The sequence below is a fragment of the Streptomyces sp. NPDC059917 genome (assembly GCF_042730635.1).
In the GTDB taxonomy this organism is placed as follows: Bacteria; Actinomycetota; Actinomycetes; order Streptomycetales; family Streptomycetaceae; genus Streptomyces.
On sequence record NZ_JBHWLC010000076.1, the window covers coordinates 16,978 to 38,692 of the forward strand.

General features: G+C 74.4%; 15 protein-coding genes and 1 riboswitch. Of the genes, 3 read left to right on the plus strand and 12 right to left on the minus strand.

The window, feature by feature from the left end:
• Positions 1-81 precede the first annotated feature (81 nt).
• The 4 genes from ACFWAR_RS31775 to ACFWAR_RS31790 all read right to left on the minus strand — a co-directional run bounded on the left by ACFWAR_RS31775 (position 82) and on the right by ACFWAR_RS31790 (position 3,736).
• Entirely contained in the window at positions 82-657 is a 576-nt protein-coding gene (locus tag ACFWAR_RS31775; protein ID WP_385784655.1) for a hypothetical protein, read from the minus strand.
• A gap of 120 nt (positions 658-777) precedes the next feature.
• On the minus strand, positions 778-1,263 hold the full coding sequence (locus tag ACFWAR_RS31780) for a hypothetical protein (RefSeq protein ID WP_385784658.1): 486 nt from the start codon (positions 1,261-1,263) through the stop codon (positions 778-780).
• Positions 1,264-1,393: 130 nt separating this feature from the next.
• Positions 1,394-1,990 (minus strand): hypothetical protein, encoded by a 597-nt coding sequence (locus tag ACFWAR_RS31785; protein WP_385784661.1) that lies wholly within the window; start codon positions 1,988-1,990, stop codon positions 1,394-1,396.
• 243 nt (positions 1,991-2,233) lie between these two features.
• Positions 2,234-3,736, minus strand: a complete 1,503-nt coding sequence (locus tag ACFWAR_RS31790; protein WP_385784664.1) for a fatty acyl-CoA synthetase — start codon at positions 3,734-3,736, stop codon at positions 2,234-2,236.
• A 137-nt stretch (positions 3,737-3,873) separates the two neighbouring features.
• On the opposite strand from ACFWAR_RS31790, the gene ACFWAR_RS31795 reads away from it, so the two are divergent.
• On the plus strand, positions 3,874-6,336 hold the full coding sequence (locus tag ACFWAR_RS31795) for a penicillin acylase family protein (protein WP_385784666.1): 2,463 nt from the start codon (positions 3,874-3,876) through the stop codon (positions 6,334-6,336).
• A 60-nt stretch (positions 6,337-6,396) separates the two neighbouring features.
• Here the strand turns inward: ACFWAR_RS31795 and ACFWAR_RS31800 are convergent, their stop codons facing one another.
• The 3 genes from ACFWAR_RS31800 to ACFWAR_RS31810 form a co-directional block, all read right to left on the minus strand.
• Positions 6,397-7,515 carry a calcium:proton antiporter gene (locus tag ACFWAR_RS31800; protein WP_385784669.1) on the minus strand — a complete coding sequence of 373 codons (1,119 nt, stop codon included), beginning with the start codon at positions 7,513-7,515 and terminating at the stop codon, positions 6,397-6,399.
• A gap of 119 nt (positions 7,516-7,634) precedes the next feature.
• Positions 7,635-9,212, minus strand: a complete 1,578-nt coding sequence (locus ACFWAR_RS31805) for an acyl-CoA synthetase (RefSeq protein ID WP_385784672.1) — start codon at positions 9,210-9,212, stop codon at positions 7,635-7,637.
• Complete coding sequence (locus ACFWAR_RS31810; RefSeq protein WP_385784675.1) at positions 9,209-10,345, minus strand: nitronate monooxygenase; 1,137 nt, start codon at positions 10,343-10,345, stop codon at positions 9,209-9,211. Before ACFWAR_RS31810 ends, ACFWAR_RS31805 begins: the two co-directional genes overlap by 4 nt.
• Before the next feature lie 147 nt (positions 10,346-10,492).
• Between ACFWAR_RS31810 and ACFWAR_RS31815 the strand changes: the two genes are divergently transcribed.
• Positions 10,493-12,505, plus strand: a complete 2,013-nt coding sequence (locus ACFWAR_RS31815; protein WP_385784677.1) for a serine hydrolase — start codon at positions 10,493-10,495, stop codon at positions 12,503-12,505.
• Between the two features lie 34 nt (positions 12,506-12,539).
• On the opposite strand, the gene ACFWAR_RS31820 is transcribed toward ACFWAR_RS31815, so the two are convergent.
• Positions 12,540-13,307 (minus strand): hypothetical protein, encoded by a 768-nt coding sequence (locus ACFWAR_RS31820; protein ID WP_385784680.1) that lies wholly within the window; start codon positions 13,305-13,307, stop codon positions 12,540-12,542.
• Positions 13,308-13,489: 182 nt separating this feature from the next.
• Here ACFWAR_RS31820 and ACFWAR_RS31825 point away from each other — a divergent pair, with 182 nt between their 5' ends.
• Positions 13,490-13,936 (plus strand): nitroreductase family deazaflavin-dependent oxidoreductase, encoded by a 447-nt coding sequence (locus tag ACFWAR_RS31825; RefSeq protein WP_385784683.1) that lies wholly within the window; start codon positions 13,490-13,492, stop codon positions 13,934-13,936.
• Between the two features lie 14 nt (positions 13,937-13,950).
• Here ACFWAR_RS31825 and ACFWAR_RS31830 read toward each other — a convergent pair whose 3' ends face one another.
• The 4 genes from ACFWAR_RS31830 to metE form a co-directional block, all read right to left on the minus strand.
• Positions 13,951-15,534, minus strand: coding sequence for a phytoene desaturase family protein (locus ACFWAR_RS31830; RefSeq protein ID WP_385784685.1), 1,584 nt, complete (start codon positions 15,532-15,534; stop codon positions 13,951-13,953).
• A complete protein-coding gene (locus ACFWAR_RS31835; RefSeq protein ID WP_385784688.1) occupies positions 15,531-17,732 on the minus strand; it encodes a tetratricopeptide repeat protein in 2,202 nt (733 codons plus the stop codon). The genes ACFWAR_RS31830 and ACFWAR_RS31835 overlap by 4 nt, the downstream gene beginning before the upstream one ends.
• The gene (locus ACFWAR_RS31840) at positions 17,714-18,739 is read right to left on the minus strand and encodes an oxygenase MpaB family protein (protein ID WP_385784691.1); all 1,026 of its coding nucleotides are present in this window, start codon (positions 18,737-18,739) and stop codon (positions 17,714-17,716) included. The genes ACFWAR_RS31835 and ACFWAR_RS31840 overlap by 19 nt, the downstream gene beginning before the upstream one ends.
• 101 nt (positions 18,740-18,840) lie before the next feature.
• On the minus strand, positions 18,841-21,189 hold the full coding sequence (gene metE / locus ACFWAR_RS31845; RefSeq protein ID WP_385784694.1) for a 5-methyltetrahydropteroyltriglutamate--homocysteine S-methyltransferase: 2,349 nt from the start codon (positions 21,187-21,189) through the stop codon (positions 18,841-18,843).
• 195 nt (positions 21,190-21,384) lie between these two features.
• A riboswitch (cobalamin riboswitch) is annotated at positions 21,385-21,611 on the minus strand.
• Positions 21,612-21,715: the final 104 nt, after the last annotated feature.

Genomic DNA, 21,715 nt, shown 5'->3' on the forward strand with positions numbered 1-21,715 from the left:
CACTCTATTTACTTCCCCATCTCCCGGGGGCGGAGAGGGTTAAACCCCCCCCCCGCCTCGTGCCCCGCACCCACCCGGCGGTCAGCCCTCGCCGCCGTCGCCGCCGCGGCCGCCCTGGCCGCTGCTCTCGCAGCCGGTGCCGACGCAGATGCCGCCGTTTCCGCCCTTGCCGCCGTTGCCGCCGTCGCCCCCGGCCGGCGCGGCCCCACCGTTGCCGCCGTTGCCGCCGTTGACGCTGCCGCTGCACTGCCCGACGCAGACGCCGCCGTTCCCGCCCTGGCTGCCGTTGCCGCCCGTCCCGCCCTGATTGCCGTTGCCGCCGTTGGCGCTGCCGTTGCAGAGCCCGACGCAGACGCCGCCGCTGCCGCCCTGGCTGCCGTTGACCGTTCCGTTGCAGTTGCCCGCGCACACCTTGTCACCGACGCGGACGCTGCCGTTGCCCACCTGGACCTTGCCGCCGAGTCGGCTGCCGAGGCCCGACCCGTTGCCGCCGCCTCCGGGAGAGGGGACGTGGCGGTGGCCGGTGGTGGAGGCCGCCTGGACGGTCAGGGCGGGGGCCGCGCTGGCGGCGGTGGCCGCGGGCACCATCGCGCCGACGCCGATCACCGTGGTCGAGATGACGAAACCGAGACTGAACTTCCAAGATCGTGCACGCATGAGGTTCTCCCTAGCCGAGAAATGGTGGGGCCGGCCACCGACCGTTCGGGCCCGCGTCGTCCGCTGCCCCGCTCGTCGGCCCGCCGGCCTCGTTCCATGGACCCTTCCGCTCCGCCCGCCTTACGGAGCGGCGGGGAAGGTTCCTGTCGTCAGGGCGAACCAGTCGCCGTCGAGGTAGTTCTTCTTCCAGGTGTCCAGCTGCTCGGTCGAGATCTCGTACTTCTTGGCGATCTTCTCCTTCGTGGCGTCGGTGTCGTCGGCCAGCAGGGTCACGACGATGCGCACCCGGTCCACCACCGTCAGCTCCGCCTTCGGCTTGTCGGGCAGGTCCTCGAACCGGAAGCAACCGGCCGTGCCGGGCTTGCCCGGCTGACCCGGCTGGCCGGGCTGGCCACCCTGGCCACCCTGACCGCCCTGACCCCCTTCGCCGCCCTCGCCGCCCGCGCCGCCCGTGCAGTGGTCGGGCTGTCCGGCCGAGAAGGCCGAGGAGACGACACCCGCGGGAGCGTGGGACTGCGCTGCTTGCGCGGCGCACGCCGTGCCGGTGACGAAGGCCAGGGAGGCCGCCACCAGGACCAGCGGACGCTGCCAGGAGCTCGTGAACATGGGGTTCTCCACTTCGGTGAGTTTCGGTGAGGTGAGGTGAGGTACCGGGGTGCGCGGGGGGGGGGGGGGGGGGGCCCCCCCCCGGCCCGGGGGCCCCCGCCCCGTCGGATCACCGGATCAGGTGGGCCGGTCAGAAGATGCTGGAGCCTCCGGTGCCACCACCGCCGCCGATGCCGCCGAAGAGCCCGCCGTGGCCGCCCTTGCCGCCCTTGCCGCCCCCGCCGCCCTGGAAGACGCCGTCGCCGCCGTGGCCGCCCTTGCCGCCGTTGCCGCCCTGGAGCTTGCCGTCGCCGCCGCCGCCACCGTTGCCGGCGGTGCCGCCGAACAGACCGCCGCCGCCGTCGCCGCCCTTGCCGCCGTTGCCGCCGATGACGCCCTCGCCACCGCCGCCACCGCCACCGCCGCCGCCTCCGCTGAGGACACCGGTGCCGCCCTTGCCGCCGTTGCCGCCGGCGCCGCCGACGCCGGTGACGCTGCCGCCGCCGGACCCGCCGGAGCCGCCGCCCCCGCCGATCAGGCCGCCCCCGCCTTCACCGCCGTCACCTCCGGCGCCTCCGGCTGCCGGAAGGGCGGTGGCCACGTGGGCGGGCATCGGGGCCGCCGAGGCCATCGAGGCCGGAATAAGGACTCCTCCCGAAATCATGGCCGCCGAGGCGAACAGCGTCGCCAGTCGGAATCCGCGGCGGTTGGTACGGACAACGTTGTTGGTGCGCGTCTTGCGGTTCATGGCCTTCTCCTCGGAACATCGGGGGTTCTGGTGTCCCGGGGATCCGGGACCCTGCGGTCCCTTCGCCTTGTTCGCTTTCCGGCGAGGCCCGCATCACCAGTAGGCCCGAGCGCCGCCCGAGGGTCACGTTCCGGACATTCGGGACTTGACGGACCTCGCACCTCCGGGTAAAAGGCCGCTCCGGACATGCGGCGGCCCCCGCGCCGCGGCGTTCCGCAGTGCGGGGGCCCGGGGGTCCGGCGCCTACTTCCCCGAGCGGTAGCGGTCCCTCAGCTCGCGCTTGAGGATCTTGCCGCTGGCGTTGCGGGGCAGGGCGTCCACGAAGAGGATCCGCTTCGGCGCCTTGAAGTGGGCGAGCTTCTCCCGGGCGTACGCCATCAGCTCCTCCTCGGTCACCGCCCCGCGCGGCACCACCACGGCCGTGACCGCCTCGATCCAGCGGTCGTCGGGCAGCCCGACCACCGCCGCCTCCGCCACCCCCGGGTGGGTGTAGAGCGCGTCCTCGACCTGGCGGGAGGCGACCAGCACCCCGCCGGAGTTGATCACGTCCTTCACCCGGTCGACCACCGTGAGGTAGCCCTCGGCGTCGCGCACCGCGAGGTCGCCCGAGCGGAACCAGCCGTCCCGGAAGGCCCGCGCCGTCGCCTCCGGATCGTTCCAGTAGCCCAGGCACAGCTGCGGGGACCGGTAGACCACCTCGCCGGGGGTGCCGTCGGGCACCGGCGCGCCGTCCTCGTCGACCACCCTCGCCTCGACGTGGCGCACCGGGCGCCCGCAGGAGTCCATCCGGCCCTCGTGTTCGGCCGGCCCCAGGACGGTCGCCAGCGGGCCGATCTCGCTCTGCCCGAAGCAGTTGTAGAACCCGAGCCCGGGCAGTCGCGCGAGCAGCCGCTCCAGGACGGGCACCGGCATGATCGAGGCGCCGTAGTACGCCTTGCGCAGCCCGCCCAGGTCGCGAGTGGCGAACTGGGGGTGGTTGGCCAGGGCGATCCACACCGTGGGCGGGGCGAAGAGGCTGTCCGCCCCGCCCGCCTCCACCCGGTCGAAGATCTCTTCCGCGACGGGGGCGTCGAGCACCGTGTTCTCGGCCCCGACGGCGAGGTAGGGCAGCAGGAAGACGTGCATCTGCGCCGAGTGGTAGAGCGGCAGCGAGTGCAGCGGCCGGTCGTCCGCGGTCAGGTCCAGCGCCTCGATCGCGCTCTCGTACTCGTGGCACAGCGCCGCGTGGGTCATCATCGCGCCCTTCGGCAGCGCGGTGGTGCCGGAGGTGTACAGCAGCTGGACCACGGCCCGCGGATCACCGCCGCCCTCGTACGGGGCCTGCCCGGCCAGCGCCTCCAGGAAGGAGCCGGGGGCGTCGCGCAGCGCCCGGACCGGACGCCCGTCCGGGACCAGCGGGGCGAGGTCCGGGTCGGCCAGCACCAGCGCGCTCGCGCAGTCGTCCAGGATGTGCGCGAGGTCCTCGCCGGTGAGGTTCTGGTTGACCGGGACGTGCACCAGCCCGGCCCGGGCGCAGCCGAGGAAGGCGATCAGGTAGGCGTCGCAGTTGTGGGCGAAGGTGGCCACCCGGTCGCCGGGCCGCAAGCCGTAGCCGTCGGTCAGCACGGCGGCCGCGGCGGAGACCGCCCGGTCGAGCGCGCGGTAGGTCCACTCCCGCGTCCGGTAGCGGACCGCGATCCGCTCGGGGAGGCGCCGCGCGGTGTCGCGCAGCAGCCCGTCGACCGTGTTGTCCCGCACCTGCGTCATGAAGCCATCCTCATCTCATCCTGGAACAGCGCTTGTTGACAGATCATCAGCTTGCCTGCATGAGTGTGGGGGCACGGCAGGCGCACCACCGGTTTCACGCGTAACCGCAGTCATTCGAAGGCTACTTGGGAGGCACGTTGCGTTTCCGCACCCGCCCCGCACTTCGCCGGATCGCCCTCACCGGCGCCGCGCTGCTCGCGGCGGCCGCCGCGGTCCCTCCGGCCGCGGCCTCGGCCGCCGCCGACGCCGGGGCCGCCCGGGCCCCGTCCGGGGGCGGTCTGTCCGCCCTCGTCCGCTACACGGAGAACGGCGTCCCGCACATCCTCGCCAAGGACTACGCCGACCTCGGCTTCGGCACCGGCTGGGCGCAGGCCGCGGACCAGGTCTGCGTGTTGGCCGACGGGTTCCTGACGGTGTCCGGCGAGCGTTCGCGCTGGTTCGGGCCCGACGCGGCCCCCGACGGCTCCCTCTCCTCCGCCGTCGGCAACCTCTCCAGCGACCTGTACTTCAAGGGCGTCCGGCAGACGGGCACGGTCGAGAAGCTGCTGGCCACGCCCGCGCCCGCGGGGCCCGGGAAGGACGTCAAGGAGCTGATGCGCGGCTGGGCCGCCGGGTACAACGCCTGGCTGGCGCAGAACAAGATCACGGATCCGGCCTGCAAGGGGGCCGCCTGGGTGCGCCCCGTGACGGCCGTCGACGTGGCATCCCGGGGGTACGCCGTCGCGGTGCTCGGCGGCCAGGGGCGCGGGATCGACGGGATCACCGCGGCGCGGCCGCCGGCCGCCGCTCCGGGCGCGGGGGCCCGTACGAGCGGGGAGGCGCCCGGTGGCGGGATCGACCCGGCGGCCGCGGCGGAGGCGGCCCGGCAGTTCTTCGACACCTCGCGCTACGACAGGGGTTCCAACGCGGTGGCCTTCGCGGGGTCGGCCACGGCGAGCGGCGGCGGGCTGCTGCTCGGCAACCCGCACTATCCCTGGCAGGGCGGCCGCCGGTTCTGGCAGTCCCAGCAGACCATCCCCGGCGAGCTGAACGTCTCCGGTGGTTCCCTGCTCGGCACCGTCGTCGTCAACATCGGCTTCAACGACAAGGTCGCCTGGAGCCACACCGTGGCGACCGGCACCCCGGTCAACCTGCACCAGCTCGCGCTGGACCCGGAGGACCCGACCGCCTACCTGGTCGACGGCGTCTCCGAGAAGATGGTGGCGCGCACCGTCAGCGTCCCGGTCAAGGGCGGCGCACCGGTCGCCGGGACCCAGTGGTGGACCCGCTTCGGCCCCGTCACCACCTCCCTCGGGTCGGGCCTGCCGCTGCCGTGGTCGGCGACCACCGCCTATGCGCTGAACGACCCGAACGCGGTGAACCTGCGGGCCTTCGACACCGCCCTCGCGATGGGCAGGGCCCGCTCGGTCGCCGGGATCCAGGACGCCCAGCGGCGCACCCAGGGGCTGCCCTGGGTCAACACGGTGGCCGCGGATTCGGCGGGCGCGACCCTCTTCGCCCAGTCCCAGATCGTGCCCCGGATCACGGACGAGCTGGCGGCGCGCTGTTCCACCCCGCTGGGCCGGGCGACCTACCCGTCGGCCGGTCTCGCGGTGCTGGACGGCTCGCGCGGCGACTGCGCCCTGGGGTCGGACCCGGACGCGCTGCAACCGGGGGTGTTCGGTCCGGCGAAGGCGCCGACCCTGCGGGACGCGGTGTACGCCGAGAACTCCAACGACAGCGCCTGGCTGGCGAACGCGGAGCATCCGCTGACCGGTTACGAGCGGGTGTGGGGCAACGTCGCCGCGCCCCGGTCGCTGCGCACGCGCGGCGCGCTGGAGGACGTGTCGGCGATGGCGGCCAAGGGCTCCCTGACGGTGGCGGACCTGCAGGAGCAGCAGTTCGCGAACCGGGTTCCGGCCGGTGACCTGGCGGCCGCCGACGCGGCGCAGGCCTGTGCGGCCCTGCCGGGCGGTACGGCGACCGCGAGCGACGGCGCGGTGGTGGACGTCTCGGCGGCCTGCCCGGTGCTGGCGCGCTGGGACCGTACGGCCGAGACGGCCAGCCGGGGCGCGCTGCTCTTCGACCGGTTCTGGCGGCGGCTGACGGCGACGACGGCGGCGAAGGACCTGTGGCAGGTGCCGTTCTCGGCGGCCGACCCGATCCGCACGCCCCGCACCCTGAACCGGTCGGCGCCCGGCATCGGGCGGGCGCTGGCGGACACGGTCGCGGAGCTGAAGGCGGCGGGCATCGCACTGGACGCGCCGCTGGGCGAGAACCAGTTCGTGGTGCGCGGCGGTCGGCGGATCCCGGTCGGCGGCGGCACCGAGGCGCTGGGGGTGTGGGACAAGGTGGAGGCGGTGTGGAACCCGGCCGGTGGCGGCTACACGGAGGTCGTGCACGGTTCGAGCCACATCCAGGCGGTCGGCTGGGACGGGAGCCGCTGCCCGGTGGCCCGCACGCTGCTGTCGTACAGCCAGTCCTCGAACCCGAACTCGCCGTACTACGCCGACCAGACCCGGCTGTTCTCCGGTGAGCGCTGGGTGACCTCGCGGTACTGCGAGAAGGACATCCTCAGCTCGCCCGCGCTGCGCGTGGTCTGGCCGCGCGAGCGGCGCTGAGCGGCCGGTGGTGCGGGCGCCGGCCCTCGCGGGTCGGCGCGCGCACCACCGGGGCGCGGGTCAGGGACTGACGGCGAGGAACAGGTAGGAGGCCAGCAGGACCAGGTGCACCCCGCCCTGGAGCAGGGTCGCGCGGCCCGGCACGATGGTCAGGGCGCTGACCACGACGGTGAGGGCGAGCAGCACCATGTGGATCGGGCCGAGTCCCAGCAGCAGCGGTCCGGTGAGCCAGACCGAGGCGAGGGCGATGGACGGGATGGTCAGGCCGATGCTCGCGATGGCGGAGCCGTAGGCGAGGTTGAGACTGGTCTGGACGCGGTCGCGGCGGGCCGCGCGGACGGCGGCGAGGGTTTCGGGGGCGAGCACGAGCAGGGCGATGATCACACCGACGACGGCGTGGGGCAGACCGGCGCTCGCGACGCCCGACTCGATGGTGGGCGAGACGGCCTTGGCGTTGCCGACGACGGCGACGAGGGCCACCAGCAGCAGGCCGAGGCTGATCATCGCGGCCCGGGCGGTCGGCGGCTCCGCGTGCTCCTCTTCTTCCCCGGCCGCCTCGCGGCGCTTCTTCGCGGCGGTGTCCACGGGCAGGAAGTAGTCGCGGTGACGGACCGTCTGGACCGCGATGAACAGCCCGTAGAGGGCCAGTGAGGCGACGGCGGCGAAGGCGAGCTGTGCGGTGGAGAACTCGGGACCGGGCTTGCTCGTGGTGAAGGTCGGGATGACCAGGCTGAGGACGGCGAGGGTGGCGACGGTGGCGAGCGCCGCGCCGGAGCCCTCGGCGTTGAAGACGGCGACCCGGTTGCGCAGGGCGCCGACCAGCAGCGACAGGCCGACGATGCCGTTGCAGGTGATCATGACCGCGGCGAAGACGGTGTCACGGGCGAGGGAGGAACTCCCCTCGCCGCCGTCGGCCATCAGCGTGACGATGAGGGCCACTTCGATGACCGTGACCGCGACGGCCAGGACCAGGGAGCCGAAGGGCTCGCCGACGCGGTGGGCGACCACCTCGGCGTGGTGGACGGCGGCCAGGACCGCGCCCCCGAGGCACACGGCGACGAGCGCCACCGCGAAGGAGGGCAGGTCGCGCCCCCAGCTGAGGGCGAGCGCGACGAGCGCCACCACGGGGACCACCAGGGTCCAGTCGGTCAAGGGGGACGTGCGGGTTGCCGTACTCATACGGCCACGCTGCCAGAAGTGGCGCCGCGGTGCGGCGCAAGGCGCGCCGCCGGGGCCCTGACGTGGAACATCTCACAAAATGTCAGGGCCTTTCGGGCAACCGTTCCGCGCGCCGCCCGTCACACGGCGCGCTCGCGCCCCTCCCAGTAGGGATCGCGCAGCCGCCGCTTGTAGAGCTTGCCGTTGGGGTCGCGGGGCATGGTCTCGATGAACTCCACGGTCCTGGGCCGTTTGAACGCGGCCAACTGCTGCTCGCAGTGCGCCAGGATGGCGGCGGCCAGCGCCTCGCCCGGCTCGTGTCCCTCCGCGGCCTCGACGACCGCCTTGACCTCCTCGCCCCAGTCCCCGTTCGGGATGCCGAAGGCGGCGGCGTCGGCGACGGCCGGGTGGGTGAGCAGCGCGGACTCGATCTCGGCCGGGTAGATGTTGACCCCGCCCGAGATGATCATGTCGATCTTGCGGTCGCGGAGGAAGAGGTAGCCCTCCTCGTCCATCAGGCCGAGGTCGCCGACGGTGAAGAAGTCCCCGATCCGGTTCTTCCGCGTCTTGCCCTCGTCCTTGTGGTAGCTGAAGCCGCCGGTGCTCATCTTCATGTAGACGGTGCCCAGTTCCCCGGCGGGCAGCCGGTTGCCGTCGTCGTCGAAGACGGCCAGTTCGCTGATGGGCCAGGCCTTGCCGACCGTACCGGGCTTCTTCAGCCAGTCCTCCGCGGTGGCGAAGGCGCCGCCGCCCTCGCTGGCCGCGTAGTACTCCTCCACGCAGCTCCCCCACCACTCGATCATCGCGCGCTTGACGTGGTCGGGGCAGGGCGCGGCGCCGTGGATGGCGTGACGCATCGAGGTGACGTCGTAGCCGTCCTTGACCTCCTGCGGGAGGGCGAGCAGGCGGTGGAACTGGGTGGGCACCATGTGGGTGTGGGTGGCGCCGTGCGCGTCGATCAGGCGCAGCATCTCGGCGGGCGTCCACTTGTCCATGAGCACCAGCGGGTGGCCGATGTGCAGGGAGGCGCCCGCGAATTGGAGCACGGCCGTGTGGTAGAGCGGGGAGCAGACCAGGTGGACGTTGCCGTCGAAGGGGCGGATGCCGAAGATGCCGAGGAACCCGCCGAGGAAGGTCTCCTCCGGCAGCTTGCCGGGCAGGGGGCGGCGGATGCCGCGCGGGCGGCCGGTCGTGCCGGAGGTGTAGTTCATCACCCAGCCGAGGGTCCGGTCGGCGGGCGGCGCGTCGCTCTGCCCGTCGAGGAGTTCGGCGTACGGGCGAAATCCGTCGACGGCTCCGACGGCGTAGCGGTGGCTCGCGGGCAGCCCCGCCTCGTCGGCCGCGCCGGTGGCGGCCCCGGCGAAGCGCTCGTGGGCGATGAGCACCTTGGCGCCGGAGTCGGAGACGATCCAGGCGATCTCGGGGCCGACCAGGTGGTGGTTGACCGGAACGAGGTAGAAACCGGCCTGGGAGGCGGCGAGGTAGGCGGTGAAGAACTCGACCCCGTTGGGCAGGACCACGGCGAAGGCGTCACCGCGCTCCAGACCGGCCGCGCGCAGGCCGTGGACCAGCCGGTTGACGTCGGCGTGCAGGCGCGCGGCCGTCCACTCCTCGCCCTCGGGGGTGACGAGCACGACGCGGTCGGGTTCGGCGCTCGCCTGGGCCCAGAAGCCGTTGGGGCCCTGGGCGGCGGCGGGGGTGCTGGGGGGCGGGGTCATGACGGGAGCTCCTCCTTGCGGACCGGCCCGGACCGGCCCGCGATGCGGGTGATGCGGTCGATGGCGCGTTCGAAGCCCCGGGTGAGGTCGTCGAAGACGGCTTGGACGCTGCGCTCGCTGTTCATCCGGCCGACGATCTGGCCGACGGGGGTGCCCAGCAGCGGCTGGACCTCGTACTTCTGGATGCGGGAGACCGCTTCGGCGACGAGCAGGCCCTGGAGCGGCATGGGGAGCGCGCCGGGACCGGCCGGGTCGTCCCAGGCGTCGGTCCACTCGGTGCGCAGTTGGCGGGCGGGTTTGCCGGTCAGGGCGCGGGAGCGGACGGTGTCCCCGGAACCGGCGGCGAGCAGCTTGTCGGTGAGGGCGCGGGAGTGCAGGTCCGCCTCGGTGGTGGTGAGCCAGAGCGATCCGAGCCAGGCCCCCTGCGCGCCGAGCGCGAGTGCGGCGGCGATCTGTTCGCCGCTGCCGATGCCGCCCGCGGCGAGGACCGGGAGCGGGGCGACGGCCTCGACGATCTCGGGCACGAGGACCATGGTGGCGATGTCGCCGGTGTGACCGCCGGCCTCGTAGCCCTGGGCGACGACGACGTCGATGCCCGCCTCGGCGTGGCGGCGGGCGTGCGTGGCGGTCCCGGCGAGGGCGGCGACGAGGACCCCGTGGTCGTGGGCGCGCCGGATGACGTCGGCGGGCGGGGAACCGAGGGCGTTGGCGAGGAGCTTGATCGGGTAGTCGAAGGCCACGTCGAGCTGGTTGCGGGCGACCTCTTCCATCCAGCCGGTGATCCGCCAGCCGGAGGCCTCGCCGTCGGCGAGTTCGGGGACCTGGTGCTTGGCGAGGGTCTCGCGGACGAACTCCCGGTGCCCGGCGGGGATCATCGCCTCGATGTCGGCCTCGGAGATGCCGTCCACGGCCTTCTTGGCGGGCATGACGACGTCGAGGCCGTAGGGCTTGCCGTCGGTGTGTTCCTGCATCCAGTCGAGGTCGCGCGCGAGGTCGTCCGGGGCGGTGTACCGGACCGCGCCGAGGACGCCGAAGCCGCCCGCGCGGGTGATGGCCGCGGCGACCGCCGGGAAGGGCGTGAAGCCGAAGATGGCGTGTTCGACTCCGAGTTTCTTGCTCAGCTCCGTCTCCATGGGCGGCAGGATGCCGCAGGGCGCGGCGCGAGGGAAGAGATTTTCTGATGCTGTGTCAGATTCTTTGCGGGCCGGTCGTGACGGGGTCGGTGGGGTGCACGGGCAGATACTGGGTGGCGCGCAAGGCAGCGGACAGGAGGGCCGGTCATGAGCCAGGACACGGGGGTCGTCGGGGGCGGGACGGACGGGGGCGGGAAGGACGGGCCGGGCGGGAGGCCGGTCGAGCGGCGGGCAGCGGCGGTCCGGAGAACGACGGAGGTCACGAAGTCCGCGCGGGTCCCCAAGTCCGCGGCGACGGACGGGAGTCGGCGCGGCGGCCCGGCCGACGGGCTGACCCGCAGGCGGCTCGGGGCGCGCCTGCTCGCACTCGGCGGGGTGCTGCTCGTGCACGCGGCGCTGCCCGCGGGCCCGGCCGGGGCGGCCGGTCGGGGCGCCCGGGGTGCGGACGGCGCGGGGGCGGGCTCCGGGGCGGGCGGGAACCCGGTCGAGCGGCGGGCCCTGCAAGGGCTGCGCCTGCGGTACGGGTCCGCCCGCCAGGCAGGACTGCTGGAGCGGCACCTGGAGGCGACGGCGCAGGAGGCCGCCCGCTTCCTCGGCCCCTCCCCCGAACACCCCTACTACGCGGGGGCCGTGGTGCTCGCGGGGCGCGGTCGGACCGTGGCCCTGCACCGGGCGATGGGCGACGCGGTCCGGTACGCGGACTACGACGGCCGGACCGACCGGGCCGTGGAGTTCCCCGCCGCGGAGCGGATCGCGATGAGCGAGGACACGGTCTTCGACCTGGCCTCGCTGAGCAAGCTGTTCACCTCGGTGCTGGCCGTGCAGCAGATGGAGCGGGGACGGCTGGAGCTCGAGGCCCCCGCGGCGCGCTACCTGCCCGAGTTCACCGGCGGCGGCAAGGAGGCGATCACGGTCCGCCAGCTGCTGACCCACACCTCGGGGCTGCGGTCGTGGGCGCCGTTCTACCAGGAACCCACGCGGGCGGGGCAGCTCAGGCTGCTGTGGTCGGTGCGGCCGCAGGACACCCCCGGGACCGTGTACCGGTACTCGGACCTGAACCTGATCACGCTGCAGCTGCTCCTGGAACGGATCACCAGCCGCACCCTGGACGTCCTGCTCCGCGACGAGATCACCATTCCGCTCGGGATGCACCGCACGCGGTTCAATCCCCCGCTCTCGTGGCGCCGGGTGACCGCCGCCACCGAGGTCCAGCGCCCGCCCTGGTCGGGGCTGGACCGGGGGCTCGTGTGGGGCGAGGTGCACGACGAGAACGCCCACGCGCTCGGCGGGGTGGCCGGGCACGCGGGGGTCTTCGGCACCGCCTGGGACCTGGCCGTCCTCGCCCGCACCCTGCTCGACGGCGGCGCGTACGCCGGGAAGCGGATCCTGCGCCCCGCCTCCGTCGAGCTGCTCTTCACCGACTTCAACACCGCCTTCCCCGGCGACGACCACGGCCTCGGCTTCGAGCTCTACCAGCACTGGTACATGGGCGCCATGGCCACGCCCCACTCCGCCGGGCACACCGGCTTCACCGGGACCTCGCTGGTCCTGGACCCCTCCACGGACTCGTTCCTGATCCTGCTGGGCAACTCGGTGCACCCCGTACGGACCTGGCGGGCGGGCAGCGCGCCCCGGGTGGCGGTCGGCAACGCCTTCGCCCGGGCGGTCCCCGTCCGCACCCGGCACGGCGGCCCCGCGTGGTTCTCCGGGACCACCCCCGCCGCCTCGGGCACGCTCGCGCTGCCCCCGCTCGCGCCCGCCACGACGCAGGCGCGGCTGCGCTGCGCGGTGTGGTGGGACACGGTCCCCGACGCCGGCGGCTTCTTCGTCGAGGCGGCGCCCGGCCCGGACGGCCCCTGGCGGCCGGTGCCGTTCAGCACCGTGCGCGCCACGGGAGGCAGCCCCGAGCAGTGGCCGCGCGGCACCGTCACGGGCTGGTCGGGCCGCATCTGGCACCGCCTGGAGGCCCCCCTCGACGACTGGGCCGGGCGCGAGGTCCACCTGCGCCTGCGCCACGAGGCCACCGGGCGCTACGTCGGGCGCGGGGTGTACGTCGACGTCATCCGCGTGTCCGAGCGCGCGCGCACGCTCTTCGCCGAGGACCGGCCGCAGGACGCGTCCCGGATCGTGGCCACGGGCTGGACCCGCTCCGCGGACTGACGCACCGGGGACGGGGCCGGGCCACGGGGGGGCCTCAGCGCGCGTAGGAACCGATGCCGACGACGCAGTAGACGTACTGGTTGAGGGTGACCGCCCCGCGGGAGTAGGTGTAGGAGAAGCCGTACTCGGTCTTGGGGTTGGCGTTGCAGCGCGTCATGTCGGAGGTGCCCGGGAAGCTCTCGATCACCTTGTAGTGGGCGTCCGACGCCGAGCAGGGCACCTCGCGCACGTCGTCCACGCGCTGCGCGGTCGTCGAGTCCGGGAGCTTGCCGTTGAGGCAGGTGCCCCGGTCGAAGGGGGTCGGGGCCGCCTCGGGGGTCGGGAAGACGGGGGCGGGCGCCGTGCCCACCGCGGTGGCCGCCGGCGGCGGGGCCGCGGTGGGCGACCAGGCGGTGTAGGAGGGCGCGGGCTCGGGGGCGTACGTACCGGTGGGGGTGGGGGTGGCGGTCGAGGAGGACGACGCGGTGGCGTCGCCGTCGTCACCGCTGTCCGCCACCACCAGCCCGATGACCACGGCCGCGACCATGGCGGTCAGCACCAGCCAGCCCCGAGCCCCCGAGCGGCGCGCCGGTGCGGTGATCCCCGGCCACGCGTCCGCGCCCGGCCCCGGTGCGGGGGTCACCTTGATGCGCAGCAGCACCTCGGTCTCGCCGAGCCGGGCCCGTACGAGGTCTCCGTCCCGGCTCGGGGGTATCCGGAGCCGGGCGTTGCCCAGGCCCTGGGGCACGGGGATGATCACCCCGTGCGCGGCCTGCTGCGGGGTGATCGTGATGACGATCTCTTGCGACTCCTGCGAGGACACCGACTGCTCCCGAAGTGTGGTGGTGCGGGCGTGCCCTGACGGACCCTCGGGAATTGTGCCCGGTGCGCGGCCGGGGACGCAGGCGTTCCGCCCGAAGGGCCGGGCATAACGCCGCATCCCTGGATGTTGTTGATCGTTGAGGGTTCAACACCGGCAACGCGACACCTGGAGGCGGACCGCACATGAGCGACATCGACTGGGACCACCCGACCGACCCCAAGCCCGGCTGGCAGCTGGACCACGTCAAGCAGTACGTCGGGTCCGGCGGGGCCGAGGGCCAGTTCTGGAACGGCACCCAGACCCTGCTCCTGACCACCCTCGGGCGCAAGAGCGGCAACCCCGTCCGGACCCCGCTCATCTACGGCGAGAAGGACGGGCGGTACTTCATCGTCGCCTCCAAGGGCGGCGCCCCCGAGCACCCGCTCTGGTACCGGAACCTCTCCGAGCACCCCGAGGTCCGCATCCAGGTCGGACCCGAGGTCCTCCAGGGCACGGCCCGCACCGCCGACCCCGCGGAGCGCGCCGAGGCCTGGCCCCTGATGGTCCAGCACTGGCCCGCCTACGACGACTACCAGACCAAGACGGACCGCGAGATCCCGATCGTCGTCATCGAGCCGGTCGGCGCGTAGCGCGACGGGCCGGGTCAGCGGCCCAGGACCGCCATCGCCGCATTGTGTCCCGGCACCCCGCTGACCCCGCCGCCGCGCACGGCGCCCGCCCCGCACAGGAGCACGTCGGGGTGCCGGGTCTCCACGCCCCAACGCCCCGCGTCCGGCTCCGCGAAGGGCCAGGACAGGTCCCGGTGGAAGATGTGTCCGCCGGGCAGGCGCAGTTCGCGTTCCAGGTCGAGCGGGGTCTTGGCCTCGATGCAGGGGCGGCCGTCGGCGTCGACGGCCAGGCAGTCCGCGAGCGGTTCGGCCAGGTGCGCGTCCAACTGCGCCAGCGTCGCGGCGAGCAGGACCTCCCGGGCGCCGGCGTTGTCCTTCTCGAACAGCCGGGCCGGGGCGTGCAGCCCGAACAGGGTGAGCGTCTGGTAGCCGCGCCCCGCCAGGTCCGCGCCGAGGATCGAGGCGTCGGTCAGCGAATGGCAGTAGATCTCCGAGGGCGGTGCGGAGGGCAGTTCTCCGGCGGCCGCCTCCCGGTGGGCGCGCGCCAGCTGCTCGTAGCCCTCCGCGATGTGGAAGGTGCCGGCGAAGGCCTCGCGCGGGTCCACCGAGGAGTCGCGCAGCCGGGGCAGCCTGCGCAGCAGCATGTTGACCTTGAGCTGCGCGCCCTCGGGGGCGTCCGGCGCGTCCTCGCCGAGCAGCCGGGCCAGGTCCCGCGGGGAGGCGTTGACCAGCACCTTGCGGGCGCCGACCCGCCCTTCGCCGCGGTCGGTCCGGTAGGTGACCTCCACGGGCCCGCTCGGCTCCGTCCCGGAAGCGGGGTCGACGTCGATGCGCACCGCCTCGTGCCCGGTGGCGATCCGCGCCCCGGCGGCGCGCGCGGCGTCCGCGAGCGCGTCCGTCAGCGCGCCCATGCCGCCGACCGGCACGTCCCAGTCGCCCGTGCCGCCGCCGATCACGTGGTAGAGGAAGCAGCGGTTCTGGGCGAGCGAGGGGTCGTGGGCGTCGGCGAAGGTGCCGATCAGACCGTCCGTGAGCACCACGCCCCGCACCAGGTCGTCGGTGAACCGGTCCTCGACCGCGCGCCCCAGCGGCTCCTCGAACAGCATCCGCCAGGCGCTCTCGTCGTCGATCCGCGCGCGCAGCGCCGCCCGGGTCGGCAGCGGTTCGGTGAGGGTGGGGAAGACCTTGCGGGCGAGGCGGGCGGTCGTCGCGTAGAAGGCCCGCCAGTTCTCGTACTCCCGGTCCGAGCCGGTGAGTCGGGCGAAGGACTCCCGGGTGCGGTCCTCCCCGCCGCCGACGAGCAGTCCGCCCGGCCGACCGGCGCGCTCGGTGGGGGTGTACGAGGACACCGTGCGCTTGCGGACGGCGAACTCCAGCCCCAGCTCCCGCACGATGGTGGCCGGCAGCAGCGACACCAGGTACGAGTAGCGCGACAGGCGGGCGTCGACCCCCGCGAAGGGGCGGGTGGAGACGGCGGCGCCACCGGTGTGGCCGAGCCGCTCCAGGACGAGGACCGATCGCCCCGCGCGGGCCAGGTAGGCGGCGGCCACCAGGCCGTTGTGCCCACCGCCCACGATCACCGCGTCGTACACGCCCTGGAACCGCTGCTCCTTGGTCATGGCTCTTGGTAGCACACCTGCCCGAGCCGCTCCAGACAGTGGGCCTCGTCCGCGTGCGCCGCGACCGTGTCCGGGTGGTCGGCGCCGAGCACGCGTTCGCGGGCCCCGGCCACCTCCTGGTACACGGGCAGCGCCTCGTCCCAGCGGCCGAGCCGCCCCAGGCCCACCGCGACCTCGCGGCGGCTGACCAGCGTGTCGGGGTGGTCGGGGCCGAGCGCGCGGGCCCGCAGCGCGGCCACCTGGCGGGCTTCGGCGACCGCCTCGGCCCAGCGCCCGAGGCGGCCGAGGTTGACGCCGACGACGTGGCGGGCGCGCAGGGTCTCGGGGTCGGCGGCCCCGTAACCGCGGGTGCGGTCGCGCGCGAGCGAGCGGAAGAGGTCCAGCGCCTCGGGGGTGCGGCCGAGCCGCCCGAGGCCGATGCCGACCTCGTAGCGGGCCGCGAGCGTGTCGGGGTGGTCGCGGCCCAGGGTGCGCTCGCGGGCCGCGGCGACCTCGCGGTAGGCGGCGAGGGCCTCCTGCCAGCGGCCGAGCTGCCCGAGGGCGTAGCCGACCTCGTAGCGGGTGAGCAGGGTGTCCGCGTGGTCCGGGCCGAGCACCCGGGCCCGGGCGGTGGCCACGTCCTCGGCGGTGCGGTGCGCGTCGGCGAGGCGGCCGAGCCGACTCAGGCTGAAGGCCAGGTTGTGGCGGCAGCGCAGGGTGTCCGGGTGGTCCGTGCCGACGGTCCGCTCGCGGGCGGCGAGCACCGCGAGGTAGACCTCGTGCGCCTGCTGGTGGCGCCCGAGCTGGCCCAGGACGTACGCCGTCTCCTGGCGCGCAGCCAGGGTCTCGGCGTGGTCGGGGCCGAGCGTGCGGGCCCGGCCCTCGGCGACCTCGGTGTGCGCGGCCAGGGCGTCGGCCGGGCGCCCGGCCCGGCTGAGGGCGAAGGCGTGCGCGGAGACCGCGGCGAGGGTCTCGGGGTGGTCGGGGCCCAGCGGGCGGGGGCCCGGCCGGCCGTAGGCGGCCGTCAGCCGCGGGTCCGCGGCCGCGGGGGGACGTGCCACGCCCTGCGCGGGCGAGCCCTGGCCCGCGGCTCCGGCGGCGGGCGCCCCGTCTGCGGTGGCCGGGTCCGGCTCCGGCTGCGGGACGGGCACCGGGAGCGGCTGGGGGGCCGACTCGCGGGTCGAGAGAGCCTCGGAGGGTTCCCGGACGGGCTCGGCGGGCCGTGCGGCCGTCCACGAGCCGGTCAGCACCGCCCACGCGCCGCTCGCCGGGCGGGCCTCCAGGCCCGCCTTGCGGCCGGCGGTCATGCCGAGCGCCCACGCGGGCAGCGCGTCGGCCGCCGCGGGCGCGGCGGCGCCTCCCCGGCGGGCCCCGACGAGCCGCCGGTAGAGCCCGCGGGCGTCGGCGGGCCGGTCCTCGGGGCGCTTGGCCAGCAGGTCCAGGACCACCTGCTCGAAGTGGGCGGGCAGCTCCGGGCGGTGTTGGCGCGGGGGCACGGGGGCGGTGTCCCGGTGTCCGACCAGGACGGACCAGGAGTCGCCGAGGTCGAAGGGCGGGGCGCCGGTGGCGATCTCGTACAGGACGCAGCCGAGGGAGTAGAGGTCGCTGCGGTGGTCGACCTCGCCGCCGGCGATCTGCTCGGGCGACATGTAGTGCGGCGTGCCCATGGCCATGCCGCCGCCGGTGAGCTTGGCGGTGAAGCCGATGTCGGCGGCGAGCCGGGCGATGCCGAAGTCGCAGATCTTCACGGTGCCGTCGGTGAGCCGCATGATGTTGGCGGGCTTGAGGTCGCGGTGCACCACGCCCTGGTCGTGGGTGTAGCCGAGGGCGGCGGCGAGCTGTTCCGCGATGTCGACGACGTCGTCGACGGCCAGCGGGCGGGCGTCGTTCTCCTCCAGCAGCTGGCTGAGATTGCTCCCTTCGAGCAGCTCCATGACGAGGTAGAGGGGCCCGCCGGTGGCGCTGTCGTCCCCGAAGTCGTGCACGACGGTGACGCCCCGGTGCTGGAGCGAGGCCGCGACGCGCGCCTCGCGCCGGAAGCGCTCGCGCAGCACCTGCGTGAAGTGGGCGTCCTGCTCCGCGCCGAGCGGTTTGAGGCACTTTACTGCGACATGTCGCCCGAGCGACTCGTCGCGAGCGCGCCACACCTCACCCATGCCACCGCGACCGATCAGATCGAGCGACCTGTATCGGCCCTGGATCAGTCTGGACTCAGCCATGTCCTACTGCCGCCCCCGTTGTCGTGCGCCACCCTCCCCGGCCGGTCCAGTATGGCCGCTGAAGTGCGCAGTGCGTGCGTCGAGGGGCGACTCGCGGGGCCCATGCGGCGCATCGCTCTCAAGATGTGACCTGGCGGCAGCTGCCAGCGCAGACCTGCGGGAATGCTGCGCAGCACGAGGCCCGTGAGGCGCAAGCGCCGGGTGACGCCGCGTGGGGTGCGGGCGGGGCGCCCGTACAGCTGGTGCGCGTACGCCGGGAGGGACCCGTAGGCCAGTGCGGCGAGCGGCCGCCACAGCAGGTTTCGGCCAGGCACGAGGAGCGGGTGGACGGGCGGGCTGCGCAGGAAGTCGTCGACGGCGCGGGCGTCGGCTCCGGCGGCGAGGCGGGGGCGGACCTCGTCGAAGTAGGCGGCCAGCTCCGCGGTGGTGGCCGGCACCGCGGCGGGATCGAGGCCGACGAGGCGGGCGTTGGTGCGGTTCTCGTCGACGTAGCGGTCGGCCTGCGCGGCGGTGAGGGGGACGCCGGAGCGGCGCAGCGTGTGCAGGAAGGAATCGATCTGCGCGCAGTGCACCCACAGCAGGAGTTCGGGATCGTCGATGGGGAAGCGGTCGCCGGTGGCGGGGTCGGTCGCGGACAGCATCCGGTGGATCTTGCGGACCCGGGCTCCGGCCGCCTCGGCGGCCTCGGTGGTGCCGTAGGTGATCGTGCCGACGAAGTCGGCGGTGCGCAGCAGCCGCCCCCAGGCGTCCTGGCGGAAGTCCGAGTTGGCCATGACGCCGCGGACGGCCCGCGGGTGGAGGGCCTGGAGGTACAGGGCCCGGACCCCGGCGATCCACATGATCGGGTCGCCGTGGCACTGCCAGGTCACGGATCCGGGCCCGTAGAGCCCCGGGTCGGCTCCCGCGCGGCCCGTCCGGGTCCCGTCCGGCAGCGCGCGGCGCTCCCCGTCGCGGTCCCCGTCACCGTCTCCGTGCACGTTCTCCCGCCCGTACGGCGCTGCGCCCATCGGTGGCCTCCCGTCGCCCGGGTCCGAGCGTACCGACCGGGCGGTGCGTACGGCACCGGACGGGGACGGTCCGCTCGGACCGTCCCCGTCCGGGTGCGCGCTCAGCCCGTGGTCAGCTGCGCGCGCACCCGGTGCGCGGCCTCGACGAGGTGTTCCAGGGACGCCTTCGTCTCGGTCCAGCCCCGGGTCTTGAGCCCGCAGTCGGGATTGACCCACAGCCGCTCGGCCGCGATGGCCTCCAGCCCCTTGCGCAGCAGCGTCACGGCCTCGTCGGCGGAGGGGACGCGCGGCGAGTGGATGTCCCAGACGCCGGGGCCCACCTCGCGCGGGTAGCCCGCGCCCGCGAGTTCGTCGGCGACCTGCATGTGCGAGCGGGCGGCCTCCAGGCTGATCACGTCGGCGTCGAGGTCCTCGATGGCCGCGACGATGTCGCCGAACTCGGCGTAGCACATGTGGGTGTGGATCTGGGTGTCCGGCCGGACGCCGCTGGTGCTGAGGCGGAAGGACTCGGTGGCCCAGGCCAGGTAGTCGGCGTGGTCGGCGGCGCGCAGCGGCAGGGTCTCGCGCAGGGCCGGTTCGTCGACCTGGATGACGGAGGTGCCGGCCGCCTCCAGGTCGTTCACCTCGTCGCGCAGGGCGAGCGCGACCTGGCGGGCCGTGTCGCCGAGGGGCTGGTCGTCCCGGACGAAGGACCAGGCGAGCATGGTGACCGGGCCGGTCAGCATGCCCTTGACCGGCTTCGCCGTCTGCGCCTGCGCGTACGTGGTCCAGCGCACGGTCATCGGATCGGGGCGGGAGATGTCCCCGGCCAGGACCGGCGGCCGGACGTAGCGGGTGCCGTAGGACTGGACCCAGCCGTGCTGGGTGGCCAGGTAGCCGGTCAGCTGCTCGGCGAAGTACTGGACCATGTCGTTGCGTTCGGGTTCGCCGTGCACGAGGACGTCGATGCCGGTCTTCTCCTGGAAGGCGATCACCTCGCGGATCTCGGCCTCGATGCGGTGCTCGTAGCCCGCCTCGTCGAGCCGTCCGGCGCGCAGGTCGGCGCGGGCGGTGCGCAGTTCGGTGGTCTGCGGGAAGGAGCCGATGGTCGTGGTGGGCAGCAGGGGCAGGCCGAGGTGGGTCCGCTGGGCCGCGGCGCGCCGCGCGTAGGGCTGGGAGCGGCGCCCGTCGGCGTCGGTGACGGCCGCGGTGCGGGCGCGCACCGCCGGGTCGTGGGTGATCGGCGAGTGCGCCCGGGAGGCGAGGTCGGCGCGGTTCGCGGCGAGTTCGGCGGCGATGGAGTCCGTGCCCTGGGCGAGGCCGCGGGCCAGGACGGTGATCTCGGCGGTCTTCTGCCGGGCGAAGGCCAGCCAGCGCCGGACCTGGGGGTCGACGTCGCGCTCGGCGGTGACGTCCAGCGGAACGTGCAGGAGGGAGCAGGAGGAGGAGACGTCGACGCTGCCCGCGAGGCCGAGCAGGGTGCCGAGGGTGGCGAGGGAGGCCTCGTGGTCGTTGATCCAGACGTTGCGGCCGTTGACCACGCCCGCGACCAGCCGCTTGCCGGGCAGGCCGCCGACGGCGGCCAGGTCGGCGAGGTTGCCGGCGGCCCGGTCGGTGAAGTCGAGGGCGAGGCCCTCGACGGGGGCCTTGGCCAGTACCGCCAGGGCCTCGCCGAGCCGGTCGAAGTACGAGGCGACGAGCAGCTTGGGGCGCTCGGCCGACGCGCCCAGCTCGCGGTAGGCGCGGGCGGCCGCGCCCAACTCGGCCGGGGTGCGGTCCTGGACCAGGGCCGGCTCGTCGAGCTGGACCCACTGGGCGCCCGCCGCGCGCAGGTCGGCGAGCACCTCGGCGTAGACGGGCAGCAGCCGGTCGAGCAGGGTGATCGGCTGGAAGTCGTCGGCCACGCCCGGGGCGGGCTTGGCCAGCAGGAGGTAGGTGACCGGTCCGACCAGCACCGGGCGGGCGCTCAGCCCGAGCGCGAGCGCTTCCCGCAGCTCGGCGACCTGCTTGGCGGAGTCGGCGGTGAACTGCGTGTCGGGGCCCAGTTCGGGGACCAGGTAGTGGTAGTTGGTGTCGAACCACTTGGTCATCTCCAGCGGCGCCACGTCCTGGGTGCCGCGGGCCATGGCGAAGTAGCCGTCCAGCGCGTCCGCTGCGACGGCGGCGCGGTGGCGGGGCGGGACGGCGCCGACCATGACGCTGGTGTCGAGGACGTGGTCGTAGTACGAGAAGTCACCGGTGGGCACCTCGCCGATGCCCGCTTCGGCCAGCTGCTGCCAGTTGGTCCGGCGCAGGGTCGCGGCGGTCTCCCGGAGGGCGTCGGCGTCGACCCGGCCCTTCCAGTAGCCCTCGACGGCCTTCTTCAGTTCCCGGTTCTGCCCCTGCCGGGGGTAGCCGTGGACGGTGGCCCGTACGGCCGGCTCCGGTGCGGCCGCGGAGGTGGTGGAACGGGTGGTGTTCTGGGGTGTCACGGAACTCTCCTTCGCGAGTACGTCTCCATGAGTCCCGGTGACGGACGCGAGGCGCGAAGGGGTGGCAGAGCGGACGGCCCGTCGCACCGCCGTGCGCGAGGCACCGGCTGCGACCGTCCGTCGTTCCCCCGGAACAGGTCCGGGGCGCCCCCGACCGACCCGCCCACGAGGTCACCAGGAAATCCGCGCACGACCGTGCGTGCGCGGGCAACGGGCAGGTCTTCGGACTTGCGGGCGCGCCTGCCGGTCTCCCGGCGGGCTCCTAGTGGCCGTCGCTTCCCAGGACCGTGATCCGGTCCCAGTGCGTATGACGGCGGTCGTTCCCGCTCACCGCTGCGGGGCAGTCCCGGATTCCCACCGGGTTCCCTCTTACGACGCATCCCGCCTGGCGGACGGGGCGAACCAGCTGCTGGGGGTCAGCTTAGGTCGACGCGGCGCGGTGGGAAGGATGTTGACCACATCGCGGACGGTGAGATGAGACACTCCGCGGTCGACGCGCAGGGAGCGCGCGGCGGCTCACCGGGCC

What these genes read in the sequence shown, in the direction of transcription:
- ACFWAR_RS31775 (WP_385784655.1), bottom strand. Translation starts at nt 657, where the DNA reads ATGCGTGCACGATCTTGGAAGTTCAGTCTCGGTTTCGTCATCTCGACC.
- ACFWAR_RS31780 (WP_385784658.1), bottom strand. Translation starts at nt 1,263, where the DNA reads ATGTTCACGAGCTCCTGGCAGCGTCCGCTGGTCCTGGTGGCGGCCTCC.
- ACFWAR_RS31785 (WP_385784661.1), bottom strand. Translation starts at nt 1,990, where the DNA reads ATGAACCGCAAGACGCGCACCAACAACGTTGTCCGTACCAACCGCCGC.
- ACFWAR_RS31790 (WP_385784664.1), bottom strand. Translation starts at nt 3,736, where the DNA reads ATGACGCAGGTGCGGGACAACACGGTCGACGGGCTGCTGCGCGACACC.
- ACFWAR_RS31800 (WP_385784669.1), bottom strand. Translation starts at nt 7,515, where the DNA reads ATGAGTACGGCAACCCGCACGTCCCCCTTGACCGACTGGACCCTGGTG.
- ACFWAR_RS31805 (WP_385784672.1), bottom strand. Translation starts at nt 9,212, where the DNA reads ATGACCCCGCCCCCCAGCACCCCCGCCGCCGCCCAGGGCCCCAACGGC.
- ACFWAR_RS31810 (WP_385784675.1), bottom strand. Translation starts at nt 10,345, where the DNA reads ATGGAGACGGAGCTGAGCAAGAAACTCGGAGTCGAACACGCCATCTTC.
- ACFWAR_RS31815 (WP_385784677.1), top strand. Translation starts at nt 10,493, where the DNA reads ATGAGCCAGGACACGGGGGTCGTCGGGGGCGGGACGGACGGGGGCGGG.
- ACFWAR_RS31825 (WP_385784683.1), top strand. Translation starts at nt 13,490, where the DNA reads ATGAGCGACATCGACTGGGACCACCCGACCGACCCCAAGCCCGGCTGG.
- ACFWAR_RS31830 (WP_385784685.1), bottom strand. Translation starts at nt 15,534, where the DNA reads ATGACCAAGGAGCAGCGGTTCCAGGGCGTGTACGACGCGGTGATCGTG.
- ACFWAR_RS31835 (WP_385784688.1), bottom strand. Translation starts at nt 17,732, where the DNA reads ATGGCTGAGTCCAGACTGATCCAGGGCCGATACAGGTCGCTCGATCTG.
- ACFWAR_RS31840 (WP_385784691.1), bottom strand. Translation starts at nt 18,739, where the DNA reads ATGGGCGCAGCGCCGTACGGGCGGGAGAACGTGCACGGAGACGGTGAC.